The sequence below is a fragment of the Pseudoalteromonas sp. H103 genome (assembly GCF_001469205.1).
GTDB classification, from domain to species: Bacteria; Pseudomonadota; Gammaproteobacteria; order Enterobacterales; family Alteromonadaceae; genus Pseudoalteromonas; species Pseudoalteromonas carrageenovora.
In genome coordinates, this window is the sequence record NZ_LOFG01000018.1 from 37,310 (window position 1) to 49,937 (window position 12,628).

Sequence of the window (12,628 nt, forward strand, 5' to 3'; positions counted from 1 at the left end):
ATGTATAACGTTTATTTTTGTAACTTAATGCCATTGTAATAAGCATCAAGCGTAGTGATTTTTGTTTGATTAGGTAAATCAGCAAAGTCACTTTCAATAAACTTAGTACCACGCAGCTGCACATTTAAACGCGCTGCTTGAGGGTTCAACATGGTTTGCTTGTAGTACTGTTTTATATCTGCAAGTGTTACTTTTTCTACTTCATTAATCAGCTTTTGCTTTGAGTCAAATTTAAAGTTTTCGCGGTACCAGTCATTTATAAGCGGGCTCATTTCGTCGCTTAAATTTTTAGGTTGCTCTTTAAGTGATACAAGCGTCGCATTTTTAAGCTGTTCGAATGTATCATTACTCATGTTATCAAGCTCTACCGCATACTCTTTTTTAAATTGATCAAAGCGTGCTTGTATCTCTTTAGGGCCTTTAACTGGTGTCTGAATAAACAAGCCAATGGCTGAGTATTCTTCTATTGGGCGAGCCAATGCACCTACAGCGTAAGCTAGTTGCTCCTCGGTACGCATTTTATCAAACGCAACGGTTCTAAAGTGGCTTTGTAGTACTGCTGCTTGTGCTTTTTGTTTATAACCAGCTATTGGGTGTACGGTCATATCAACAACAGCTACATCAGCAACATCAATATCTTTTTGAAGTACCAGTGTTTCGCCTACTTGCGGTAACCATGCTTTGCTGCGTGCAAATTCACTGTGCGTATGGTTGCTTTCAAGCGTAGCGCTTAATTCGCCAGCTATTGCATCAATATCTTGCTGGTTATAGTTACCATAACTAAACACGCGTAAATCGTTTTTAGCAAAGGTTGCTGTTTTTAAATTATTTAAATCAGTAACAGATAATGATTCAGTCGCTTTTATTAGTGCATCTGTATCAAAACTGCCTGTGCGAATGAGTTTTGAATACTCACCAAATGCTTGCGCATACGGAAACTGCTTCTGCTGGTTTAATAAATCACGTTTATAACGATCAATTGCTTGGCTAAATGCTTGTGCTGTAACCTCAGCTTTTAAACCGCTAAGCGCTTGTTTAAGTAATACGTCTTGTTTATCTGTAAAGCCGCTCATTGATAATACAAGGCCATTACTTGGCGCAAGACTCACACTCATACCCGCTATGGCAGCTTCAGTGCTTAGCTGACTTTGTTGAATATTGTATAAGTCGGCCCATACCGAATAAAGCACTTCAGCATTTATATCGGTTAAGCCAGGTTGAGTGTTTATATATACTTCAACAAGCCCTTTTGGTTGCTCTGCAAACTTTTGGCTTGCTTGACGCCATACTTTCACGCCGTTTTTATCATAAGCTAGTACTGGGTGCTTTTGCTCTTTAAACGCTTTAGTTTTAATTGCAAAGCTCTCAGGCAGTAAGTTGTTTACACTAGGCAGTGCTAATTTAAATTCACTCGGCTTTTTCCAGCTGGCAATTTCATCATCGCTAATGTCGTTAATGCGATATTTGCCTTCATAAAAATGTAGTTGCGAATCTGTTTCTTCTTGTTGAGATATATACCAAACTCGTAGCGTTTTAGCATTTAATTGATCCAGCACATTATTAACTGCATCAGCATCAAATTTTGCATAATAATAAGGGGCATTAATAGTATGATTGAGTGGATAAACCTGCATGCTGCCGGTAAGCGAGCTTACATAGTTAAACTCATCGCCCTTCTCTAAAAATTTAAACTGGTTGCTAAGCGACGTTTTAATTTCGTTAAAGTACTTACTATCTACACCTTCTTTTTTAATTAAATCGATATATTGCATAATTGTCGCGACAATTGTTTCGCGATTTTTCATACCCTCGTCGGTCAATTCAATATTTACATTCAGTGTGCCGTAATTACCGTATTGAGTTGGCGATGGTGAAGCTGATAACTGCGACACCCAACCTTTATCACGTAATATTTGTGCAGGGCTGCCCGGCATTTCATTACTTAATAAATAAGCAACAAAACGATTTGGTTTAACTGCAAACTCATCAGCATTATTGGCAATAGTGAAATCTAATTGTAGCTGTTTAACATCTTCATTCGGAGAGTAAAATACACGCTTACCGCCTGCTTTATCAAAATCTACTTTTGCGGTAACAGCTGGCTTTTCGATATTTTTATTTTTTATATCAGCGAAGTACTTTTGCGCTTTTTGCTCCATTTCAGCAATTGGCAAGTTAGAAATAAGCGCCACTTTCATGATATTGGAAGAGTAGTACTTATTATAAAAATCGACTGTTTCTTTGTGCAGCGAGCTGCCTTCTTTATCGCCTAGCGTTTCTAAATTTCCTATTAAAAAGCGATTAGCGGGATGATCGCCCATCATTTTACGGGCTAGCTTAAATTGACCAAAAAAGTCCATCTCGCGACGCATTGACCACTCTGCGTTTACCGCGTTTTTTTCTTTATCGGTATATTCAGGATATAACTTAGGCGCTTTAAAAAAGTCAGAAAAACGGTCTAGTCCTTCATCAAACGCATCGTTATTAATTTTAAACATGTAGTTGGTAATATCGAGCCACGTGTAGGCATTGTGGGCGCCACCATTTTTGGTCATGAAATCAGAATACCCTTTTGTGTCTGGGTAACGCTCAGTGCCTAAAAACAACATATGCTCTAAATAATGCGCCATACCTTGTTGTGACATTGGATCATGCAGTAAACCAACCCCTACACTTAGCGAAGCCGCAGATTTTTCGGCGCTTGGGTCTGATACCAAAATAACTTCAATTTCGTTTGCTAGCTTTAACGTTTTATATTCTCGGTTATCGTTTGGACTTACAACTAATGAATCAGCTAATAAAGACGCTTGAGGAGACGTTGAAACAGGTGATGTATTTGAACAACCACTTAAAACTGCCAGTGCTATGGCGCTAAAGCCAATAATTTTTTTCATTTTGATTTTCCAGTAAAGTATTGCGCTAGTTACGCGCTCAAACATCGTAATAGAGCTAAATTAACATTAACAATTAAGGATTTGCCACAATTTAACGCTAAAATATGTAACACATTGTGAAAAAGCCCTTCATACTTAAGCTTTATAAAACAATAATAAAGGAACATTATGGAAAAAATTATTATTCTAGCCATGTTTGCTCAAGTAACACTCTCACTGTTTGTGATGATAGTTATGGGTAAAAGGCGTATACAAGCCGCTAAAAATAAACAGCTAAATTTGAATGATTTTAAAACAATGCAATTAGATAAAGCAGGCGACACAGTGCGTGTAGCCGATAGGAACTTTTCTAATCAGTTTGAGATCCCCGTTTTATTTTATGCCGGCTGCTTACTTGCTTTACAGCTTCATAATGCAAGTTATTTAGTGGCTGCTTTAGCATGCTTATTTGTAGTGTCGCGTGTTGCGCATACTGTAATCCACTTAGGGCAAAATAATGTAAGAGCTCGCTTTAACGTCTTTTTATTTGGTTGCGGGTGTGTATTTGCGATATGGCTTGCCATGATTTGGCGAATAATAGCTTTTTAGTTTAAATATTATCAGCGGTTTAAAATTAAGCCGCTGATAATGGATACTTTTACATTTTTATTTAAATCGCTTCAAACGTGTGAACACCAATAGAGCACCACCCAGTAACCACGCCAATGAACCACCTGAACTGCTACCTGAATCGGTAGAGGTATCGCCACTATCAAGTGATGTGTTTGTTGTTACGCTAAGGCCTGCAGCTGAATTTGGATCGTCATCCATAACCACTACGCTTTGAATAGTCACTAAATTTGCACTACTTATACTTACATCACTGCTTGAGCATTGCTGCTCAGTAATATCTACCACGGGTACTTCACCGCAATGAACCAATGCTGCAATTTTATCGAGTGTAGATTGACTCGCCGCAGTAATTTTTCCAAACACCGTAAAGCCACCATTTTGCGTATCAAGTGCAGCACTATTATCTGAAATATTAAAAAACCACTGGCTTGTTGCGCTGTCTTCATCGCCAGAAAGCTTTGCCATAGCAATGGTGCCTTTAACATTTGAAAAAACAGGCTCATTTTCTACAGTAGGCTTAGTATCAATTGCATCAAACGAATCAGAATACGTAAAGCCACCGCCTTGAATTACAAAATCTGCCACAGAGCGATGAATCACCGTTTCGTTGTATGATTCATCTTGAACATAGCTTAAAAAGTTTTCTACGGTTTTGGGGGTCTGTTGATCAAATAAATTTATTTCTATTGTACCTTGGCTTGTGTTCATTTCGACAATAGTTGCAGTGCTTGCAAAGCTTGCCAACGCAAGCCCAGAGCCAAGTAAAAGCTTTTTCATGTTTCATTCCTGTTGTTATAATTTTAACGATTAATTAACCTACTTGCAGATTAAAGCGACATGGTATTAAAATCGATTGTTAAATCTATCAAGATACAAATTAGACCGTATTGGTAACGCTTTAATTACATATAAGGCTAGTTATATTCTTTTAAGTTATATAAAGCAAAGTTAGTACAACTAAATCATCTTAAATAGAGAGCTTACATTTATTACCTTAAAAAAATAAATACCAAGGAGCTGACAATGCTTAATAACACACACACAATTTGCGATTTTGGTTTACATAAAGGTGAAGCTTACACGAAGTTGCCCGCCAGCTTTTTAATTTGGATGATAAGTACTAAACACCGACAATCTAATTTCGCTAAAGCAGAATTAAAACGACGTGAGCAAGCCGTAAAGGGCACTATGATGTTAAAGCCTAAGTAGAAATATAAATAAGTCCGTTTTTTTAGCGCAAAACTAGTTTAAACTACCGGCTTGATAAATTAAGTAGAGCTTAATCAAAAGGTATTTTATGCGCATAATCATTTTATTTTCGGTTTTTCTTAGTCTCATTGGGTGTACCTCCTCTACCCCAGACTCTATTTCTAGCAGTTCGCCTACTCAATATTTAACGGTTCTTCATACAAATGATAATCACGGTCGTTTTTGGCACAACGAAAAAGGCGAATACGGCATGGCCGCTCGCAAAACGCTTATAGACTCTTTACGCGCAGAAGCAAAAAGTAAAGGCCATGCAGTAATATTGCTCTCTGGTGGTGACATAAATACAGGTATTCCTGAGTCTGATTTGCAACAAGCAGAGCCAGACTTTAAGGGCATGTCTTTATTAGGTTACGATGCAATGGCGCTTGGTAATCATGAATTTGACAACCCGATTAAGGTTTTAAACAAGCAACAGCAATGGGCTACTTTTCCACTTTTATCCGCTAATATTTTTGATAAAAGCACAGGCGAACACGCCTTTGAAAGCTATAAAATACTAGAAAAGAATGGATTGAAAATAGCTGTTATTGGCTTAACGACTACCGATACAGCAAAAATAGGTAACCCTCAATATATTGGTCATTTAGAATTTAAAGACCCTACAGAGGTTACAGCCAAACTAGCAAAAGAAATAAAAGCTAAATATAACCCTGACGTTACTATTGCACTTACACACATGGGCCATTATGTAGATGCACACTTTGGTATTAATGCCCCTGGTGATGTAACACTTGCCCGCTCACTGCCTGCCAATACTCTTGATATGATCATAGGCGGGCACTCTCAAGAGCCTGTGTGTATGAGCGATACAAACGTTAACGATGCAAACTTCAAACCTGGCCTTGCGTGCAAACCAGATCAGCAAAATGGCACGTGGATTATGCAAGCCCACGAATGGGGTAAATATGTGGGTAAGGCTGAATTTAAACTTGAAGGCGAAAAATTAACACTTATTGACTACACATTAATGCCAGTAAACTTATACGTAGATAAAGTACAAGCCGATGGCTCAACTAAAGAAGTATTAGCAAACGAATACATTAAGCCAGACCCAACACTTGAAGCTTTTTTAGCGACTTATCAAGCTAAAGGCGCAAAGCAAATAGCAGGTAAAATTGGCAGTGTTGATGCTCGTTTAGAAGGCGATAGGAGCAAAGTACGTTACCAACAAACAAACCTTGCGAGAGTAATTATTCAAGCACAAATGAACGCAGTAGGCGCTGATTTTGGGTTAATTAGTGGTGGCGGGATAAGAAGCGGCATTGAAGCTGGGGAAATCAGTTATAAAGATGTTTTAAAAGTACATCCTTTTAAAAACCGCATTACTTACATAGATTGGCAAGGCAGCGATTTATTCAGTTACCTATCGACTGTCACAAGCTTTCCTGCAGATGCAGGCGCTTATTTGCAATATCATAAAATATCATTCGATCGCAAAAATGGTGAGTTAATGAATGTATATATTAATGGTAAAGCTCTGGATAAAAATAAAACATACCGTATGAGCTTAAATAGCTACAACGCATCAGGCGGAGACGGTTACCCAGCTATTAATAAGTTAAAAGGTTTTGTAAGCACTGATGTTACCGATGCTCAAGCACTTAAAACTTTTATATCTGAAAATAGCCCGATTAAAGCGTCTGAATTTGCGCCTAAATAAATAAGTTACAGTAATAGGAAAGTAAAATCACTTTCCTATTACTTCAATATTTCCGTTTGCGATATGTGTTAGTGCATAACTATGTAATCGTGAACGCGACCCTTCCCCATATGCCTTAGGCGGATAATAAAGCTCTTTTTGATCAGGGTACTCAATGAGTACTTCATCCAGGGCTGCACGAACTTCGCTCAGTGTTTTTTCAAGACTATTGTTGAAGTTAGGTCTTTTTCTTACTGTATGGCCAAGCTCAACTAACCTATAAAAATATTTATTTGCTAGCTCTATCAGCTCATCAGGTACATTTTTACTATGATTGAGCGAAACATCTGAGTTATTACGACAGTAATCAACTAGCGCTAAATAAAAACACAGTGGTTTATTTGCCAAACACACTTTCAGCTCTGCTCTATAACTATTTGAAACTGTTTTATTGTTTAAATCAATTATAAGGACAAGAGGTAATGGCACTGTAGTAGTATCGTCGTTACTCTCAAGTAAATTAGTCCTAAGCTGTTGTGTAAAAATATGCTTTAACCAAAAGCTTACAAGTACACTTATAATTAAAAATACAAGATGAAACGAAGCGTTTGTTGCTGTTAAGTATGTATTGTTTATTTTAAAAACAATTGATACGGCGCCGTTGCTACCATTTAAAGTACGGCTAAACTGCCTTGATTTCAAAGGCAACTCAAGCTCACCTTTAGGCTCAATTGCTACTACCCTTAAGGCGTTACTATTAATATATGTATTTAATGTTTTTATGTAAGTTAAAACTGCATCTTTATTTCCTGAGTGCTTTAGTAACTCATTAGATAAGTCTAGCAATGGCAGATCCAACGCTATTTGCTTTTCAATCTGCGTAATTTTGTGTGTATTTACTTGCTGCGTTTTTTGGCTAACTGATACGTAAAACACCAATGATAAAGCCAAAAATAAGCCAGCTACTAAGCCTGAAAACACAAATTTATTCATCGCCTAGACCTTTAATAAAACTCACTGATTTTGTGTTACAACTCCAGTAAGGTTTAACGTTTTGGTAGTAATGCAGAGTTTGATCTTTTGACATGTTAAGTAAATGAGACTGTATTGCACACAGTAAATCAGTATTATTTTGTTGCATTTTAAAGTACCAGCGCGTTCCTGCAATATTACTGCTTAAAGGTGTGATGTAATTTTTTGAAAAACGTGTTGCATCACTTTCTTTCCAAAATGACGCAATAATATCTACTTTGCCATCGGCCAATAAGTCCCGTAGTTCGTTATGTGAGCTTGCATAAGTAATTTTTAAATTAGCCAAGTTAATATCAAGCTCTTTAAACGTTTGCTTAGGTAAAATATGTCCAGAACGACTGGTTGGGTAATCAAGCAAACCTATGCGTTTATCTAAAAAGTACTGTTTTGTAAGCCGAGGTTTTTCTTTAGATGATATAAAAAAAGCAGTGTAGTTAGAAAACCCCACTACCGGTTGATAGTTGTAAGTTGATTCTGCTCTAAATGCAGCCATTATATTATTCTTAGCCAATATTAAATCTGCAATACCTTTGCCCACAAACTCTAAACTGTCAGCTGTTCTATATCCCCAATACCCTATTACAGAGCCATATTGCTTAGCGACAACGTTATCGCCACACAAACTTTCTGTTAATAACTTGGCTATTTTTTTTGATGGTGTAAAAACAATGAGTTCACTTGTATTACTTGTTGCTGTTGTTTGACATGTAGTTGAAGTTTTTATCATGACAGGAAACTGTAAATCATCGTTATTTACCGTTAGTTGACCGCAAATCCATGTAACAAGCAACAACAGAAACAAAAATGTAACAACTGTAGTTTTATGCAACATGATGTTTTTAAAATTCAAAGTAAATCCACTCAAAAATATACCAGTGATGTATTTGAACAATTATATTTACTTATTACAACAAGTAATTTTACCCATTAAAAATAAACCTTTGATTTTAAATGATATTAGATAAGAAATTATGAATGTTATTGAGTCCTTCCTATTAGCATAATAAATAAGGACAATTGACCGCATTACCTTATTGTAACAATACGAAAAATACATTTAGGAAGCTCTAATGCACAGCAAAATAAAATATTCAATTTCTTCTGCGCTTTTGATTAGTGCAATTTTCACAAGCAGTGATTCGTATGCATGGGGGCAAAATGGTCACCGTGTGGTAGGTAAAATTGCCGAGTCGCACTTAACACAAGCAACTAAAAGAGCTATCACACCTTTTTTAGATGGCGAATCACTAGCACAAATATCAACATGGCCTGACGAAATGCGCTCAGCACCGGGCGATTTTTGGCAAAAAAAATCTTCTCGCTGGCATTACATAAATGCAGCTCCTGGAAAATCATTTAGTTTTAAGCATGAGCACACAAAAAACAAAGAATCTGTGAGCAATATTCTCGAAGGTATTCATTACTCAATGCAAACCCTCACTGATGCAAACAGCACATTAGACGCTAAGCAGTTTAGTTTGCGTTTTTTAGTGCATTTAGTAGGTGATAGCCATCAACCATTTCATGCTGGCAGAGGTGAAGACAGAGGCGGAAACCGAATTAAAGTTTCGTTTTTTAATGAAGAAACAAATCTTCACAGCCTTTGGGATACAAAATTAGTTGAAAACGAGAACTTATCGTTTACTGAATACGCACAATTTATTGATACAAATAATAGTGAACTCATTGCACAGTACTTACAAAGCTCACCTAAAACATGGGTTGAAGAATCTCATAACCTAGCAATGAAAATTTATAAATATACTAATGACGAAGTTGGCTATAGCTACATATACAACAACACACCTATTGTGAAAACACGCCTCCAACAAGCGGGTATTCGCTTAGCTGGTGTATTAAATGCCCTGTTTGATCCTTCAGCTAAAGAACTAGAAACGGCACTTAAGATGCCTATCAAATAAGTAAACTGCAAATTTAACTTAAACACTACACACGGGAAATCAACAATATGACTAAGCTTCGACTTTCGAAATTAACTGGTGCTGTAATTTTAGCGCTAGGTGTTTCTACAAGTGCAATGGCTGCTGATACCTCATCTGCAATGCGAGGTAAAATTACAACGCCTTCAGGTGGCAATGCTGCAAACGTTAAAATAAAGGTTGTTCACCAACCAACGGGCACTATTAGTGAGTTAACTACAAACGAAAGCGGTACTTTTATCGCTAACGGTTTGCGTGTAGGTGGTCCATACATGGTGATCATCGACTCAGATACGTTTAACGACACAACTGTTGAAAATATTTTTCTAAACCTTGGTGAAACATATCGTTTAAGCTCACAGCTATCGCCACTAAATATCGAAAAAATTGAAGTTTCTGGTTATAAAATTGTTCAGCAATCTGGTGGCTCAAGCAGCACTTTTGGTTCTGATACTATAGAAAACATGCCAAGCTTTAATCGTGATATTAAAGATATTGCACGTTTAAACCCACTTGCAAGTATTAATGGTAATGGCGAGCTAACGTTTGCAGGAAGTAACCCTCGTTCAAACGGTTTAACTGTTGATGGCATTGGCCAAAATGATGACTTTGGTTTAAGTTATGGCGGCTACCCTACTTCTCAACCACCAGTAGCACTTGATGCAATTGAGCAAATTTCTGTTGATGTGTCTCCGTTTTCTGCTTCTAAGGGTAACTTTGGTGGCGGTACTATTAATGCGGTAACAAAGTCTGGTACAAATGAGTTTAAATTTTCAGGCTTTTATGAAATCTCTACACCAGATATAGCTGGTGATGTAGATAGCATTTCTCAAGTATATGCTGATGGTAGCCCTGTTTTAGATGAAGATGGACACCGTACTTACGTTGTTGAACAAGTTGAGCCTATTCAAACTGAAAAGCGTTATGGTTTTAATGTTGGTGGACCATTAATTGATGATACTTTGTTTTACTTTGTAAACTACAACAAGTGGACAAGTGAGCTTGATTTAGATTACGGTTTTGAAGGCTCTGGTGCAACGAATGAATATGATGTAACAGAAGAAAGCTACAACCAATTTATTAATATTTTAAATAATGAATACGGTTTAACCGACTCTCTAGGTGGCGACCCTGAAGACACAAACGAGTCATTGCTTGTTAAATTAAGTTGGAATATTAATGATGATCATCGTTTAGATTTCACTTACCAATGGCAAGACGATAAAGACGAAACAAATGTCGGCACTGGCGGCAGTACAGTTAGCTTAGCGTCAAGCCGTTATACTTACGCTACTAAATTCAATAATTTTGCGACAAAATTATATTCAGACTGGAATGAAAACTTCTCAACAGAAATTGGCATTGCTTACAAAGATGTATCATCAAGAAGCTTAACTAACTCTGATATTGGTTTTGTGAAAGTTGAAGAATACTTCCGCGGCCCAGCTTATGAGTTTGGTACAGACGAATTCCGCCATGCAAATAGCTCATCGACTGAAAACTTAACACTTACTTTCGATGCTACTTACTTAATGGATGAGCACGAAATTAACTTTGGTATGCAGTATGAATCGCTAAATTTATATAATTTATTTGCATCTAACTCATTGGGTTCTTGGGAATTTGATGACTTCGAAGGTTTTCAAAACCGTGAAGTGGGTAACTTTAGAGGTACATACGACTTTTCTTACAGTAACGCGTACACAAATAACCCAAATGACACTGCATACGATGCAACACGTAACCAGTTAGCACTTTATATTGAAGATACTTTTTATGTTGGTGATGATTTAGAAGTAACAGCGGGCGTTCGTTATGAGCGTTTATCATCAGACGATAAACCAACTTTAAACGAAAACTTTTTAAGTACTTACGGCTTTAGCAATCAAGAGAATCTTGATGGCTTAGATATAGTTTTACCGCGTATTGGCTTTAAATATTATGCAACTGAAGCATTAACCATTAATGGTGGTATAGGTCGATTCCAAGGTGGTATTCCAAACGTTTGGTACAATAACTCTTTCCAAAATGACGGTATTACATTTGTTGAAGCACCTCAAAGTGCTATTAATGATTATTACGCCAACAACCAAGCCGATATTACGCAAGTACCTGACACTATTAAAAACACGTTAGTCCAAGGTGCGGGTAGCACAAACTATGTAGACCCTGATTTTGAGCTTCCATCAAGCATTCGAGCTCAAGTTGGTTTCGAGTACGAGTTTGACTCAGAATTACTTGGCGAAGGCTTCAAATGGCAGGCTGAAATTGCTTACCATAAAAAAGAAAACGAAGCTGTATGGCATAACACGGCTATAAACCCAATTGGTGTTGCTGCTGATGGCGAGCGTGTAATCAACGAAAGTATTTATACTGGCGACCTTGCTGATAACTTTGATATTGCAATGACTAATTCATCTGACGATGGACGTTCAATCATTATCTCTACCGGCATTGCAAAAGAGTTTGAAAATGGCCTGTATGTTTCTGCAAGTTATGCACATCAAGACGTAACTGAGGCATCATCTGGTTCATCTTCTCGTGCTCAGAGTAACTACCAATACAATATTACACGTAACCGTAATGAAGACTTTGCAGATCGTGGTTCATACGAAGTAGAGCACAGTTTTAAAGTAAACCTAGCGTATAACACTGAATTTTTCAGTGGCTATGCAACTAAGTTTAACGTGTATTTTGAGCGCCGCTCTGGTCGTCCATTTAGCTACACTATGGGTATGTATCAAGATAGTGACCTAGGTGACACACGCGACTTTTACTCAAGCTCAGCTTACCTAGCTTACATACCAACGGGTGCTGATGATCCAAATGTGAATTGGGATGAATCTGGTTTATCTTGGAATGAGTTAGAAACACTTCTAAATCGTGCTGGTATCTCAGAACGTGGTGAAATCTTAGGTCGCAACTCAGGAACTCAACCTTGGGTAACTACTATGGATGTAAGCATTAAGCAAGAAATCCCAGGTTTTGCTGAAGGTCACAGTGGTGAGGTTTACTTCATGGTTGATAACTTCGCAAACTTATTAAACAGTGATTGGGGCGTAGAAAAACGCTTAGGTTTTTCTGACCAAGCTGTTTACGACTTTGGCGGTTTAGATGACGAAGGTCGTTATATAATTGATGGCAAATTTAATGGTGCTGATGTTCGTAATTACAGCCAATATCAAACGAGTTCATCTGCTTGGCAAGCTAAAGTAGGCATTAGCTATAAGTTTTAATATTAG

Annotated in this window: 9 protein-coding genes; 5 read left to right on the top strand and 4 right to left on the bottom strand. The window is 37.4% G+C overall.

Annotated features, from left to right (window positions below):
- Positions 1-11: 11 nt before the first annotated feature.
- Entirely contained in the window at positions 12-2,894 is a 2,883-nt protein-coding gene (locus tag ATS74_RS15800) for an insulinase family protein (protein WP_058549994.1), read from the bottom strand.
- Between the two features lie 168 nt (positions 2,895-3,062).
- Here ATS74_RS15800 and ATS74_RS15805 point away from each other — a divergent pair, with 168 nt between their 5' ends.
- A complete protein-coding gene (locus ATS74_RS15805; protein ID WP_058549832.1) occupies positions 3,063-3,482 on the top strand; it encodes an MAPEG family protein in 420 nt (139 codons plus the stop codon).
- 57 nt (positions 3,483-3,539) lie between these two features.
- On the opposite strand, the gene ATS74_RS15810 is transcribed toward ATS74_RS15805, so the two are convergent.
- Positions 3,540-4,283, bottom strand: a complete 744-nt coding sequence (locus ATS74_RS15810; RefSeq protein WP_058549833.1) for a peptidylprolyl isomerase — start codon at positions 4,281-4,283, stop codon at positions 3,540-3,542.
- A gap of 246 nt (positions 4,284-4,529) precedes the next feature.
- On the opposite strand from ATS74_RS15810, the gene ATS74_RS15815 reads away from it, so the two are divergent.
- Both ATS74_RS15815 and ushA read left to right on the top strand, forming a co-directional pair.
- Positions 4,530-4,715, top strand: coding sequence for a hypothetical protein (locus ATS74_RS15815; RefSeq protein ID WP_058549834.1), 186 nt, complete (start codon positions 4,530-4,532; stop codon positions 4,713-4,715).
- 88 nt (positions 4,716-4,803) lie between these two features.
- Positions 4,804-6,435 carry a bifunctional UDP-sugar hydrolase/5'-nucleotidase UshA gene (gene ushA / locus ATS74_RS15820; protein ID WP_058549835.1) on the top strand — a complete coding sequence of 544 codons (1,632 nt, stop codon included), beginning with the start codon at positions 4,804-4,806 and terminating at the stop codon, positions 6,433-6,435.
- A gap of 27 nt (positions 6,436-6,462) precedes the next feature.
- On the opposite strand, the gene ATS74_RS15825 is transcribed toward ushA, so the two are convergent.
- Complete coding sequence (locus ATS74_RS15825) at positions 6,463-7,407, bottom strand: hypothetical protein (protein WP_058549836.1); 945 nt, start codon at positions 7,405-7,407, stop codon at positions 6,463-6,465.
- Entirely contained in the window at positions 7,400-8,278 is an 879-nt protein-coding gene (locus tag ATS74_RS15830; protein ID WP_058549837.1) for a hypothetical protein, read from the bottom strand. The genes ATS74_RS15825 and ATS74_RS15830 overlap by 8 nt, the downstream gene beginning before the upstream one ends.
- 238 nt (positions 8,279-8,516) lie before the next feature.
- Here ATS74_RS15830 and ATS74_RS15835 point away from each other — a divergent pair, with 238 nt between their 5' ends.
- Together ATS74_RS15835 and ATS74_RS15840 are read left to right on the top strand one after the other, a co-directional pair.
- Complete coding sequence (locus tag ATS74_RS15835; RefSeq protein ID WP_058549838.1) at positions 8,517-9,368, top strand: S1/P1 nuclease; 852 nt, start codon at positions 8,517-8,519, stop codon at positions 9,366-9,368.
- A 47-nt stretch (positions 9,369-9,415) separates the two neighbouring features.
- Positions 9,416-12,622 (top strand): TonB-dependent receptor, encoded by a 3,207-nt coding sequence (locus ATS74_RS15840; protein WP_058549839.1) that lies wholly within the window; start codon positions 9,416-9,418, stop codon positions 12,620-12,622.
- Positions 12,623-12,628 lie beyond the last annotated feature (6 nt).